The sequence below is a fragment of the Escherichia sp. AM3 genome, from assembly GCF_032029835.1.
In the GTDB taxonomy this organism is placed as follows: domain Bacteria; phylum Pseudomonadota; class Gammaproteobacteria; order Enterobacterales; family Enterobacteriaceae; genus Escherichia; species Escherichia coli.
This window is the reverse complement of the sequence record NZ_JAVUPQ010000432.1, coordinates 1-811: the sequence shown is the minus strand read 5'-3', so window position 1 is coordinate 811 and position 811 is coordinate 1. Positions and strand designations below refer to the sequence as shown.

Annotated in this window: 1 protein-coding gene and 1 pseudogene; both read right to left on the bottom strand. The window is 38.5% G+C overall.

Going from position 1 to position 811, the window contains the following annotated elements:
- Positions 1 to 432: plasmid IncI1-type surface exclusion protein ExcA (gene excA / locus RTW80_RS26400; protein WP_312721039.1), on the bottom strand; the 432-nt coding region annotated here is incomplete at its 3' end.
- A 70-nt stretch (positions 433 to 502) separates the two neighbouring features.
- A pseudogene (locus tag RTW80_RS26395) lies at positions 503 to 811 on the bottom strand (hypothetical protein); the annotation flags it as partial.

The window sequence follows — 811 nt, the reverse complement described above, 5'->3', positions numbered from 1 at the left end:
ATTATGAATGTCAAAACCGATAACATCCATAATGTTGCCTGGATAAATACGGACATACAACATTGTGCCATTTTTAAGGTCAATACCGAAATAAGCTCCCTGAGTTAAAGATAATCCTTCATACCCCTTCTCTGGAGAGTAGAAGCCTGACTCTTTTATTGTTTGTACAACTTTTCTTATTTTTTCTCTCCTTGTTTTTGCACGTGAGTACATCCATATGCCTGGCGCAAGTAATAAGAACCAACTACCAAAAGTGACAACATAATCTTCGACCTTATTTCCGAAATAACGATCAGAACATAGCATTTCGGTAAAGCCTAATGCGCAGAACAGAAAAAAAGGGATTCCAAGAAAGAAATAAGCTTTTCTTAATACATAATAAAATAGCCACCAGGTTGGAAATCTGTCTGTTGTTTCTCTTTTAGCTTTCATATAATGCCTCCCCTCGTACTATCTATTATTTTAATGCCGATGGGGAGGTTGTGCAATATTTATATTGATATTATCCTTTTATTCCGTCCTTGTCGTCACTTCCTTTTGTATTATCTTTAAGACGATCTGTTTTCATTCCAGGAGTATGTCGGATATTGCGACTTCCTCCAATAAATATTTCTTTAACAGAATTTGCCATGCTGCCAAGCGTGTTGGCTCCATCACGTCCCCCTAGGAAGTTAATAACATGATCAGGTAGGTAGGCCTGAAGGGCAAATATGGCAGCTACAGTGGTTGTACAAATTCTGGCGTATATCAGCAAGAAACCAGCAAGACTGAAAATACCGGTCAGCGAATTGAACTGTACGTTAACCAGGGC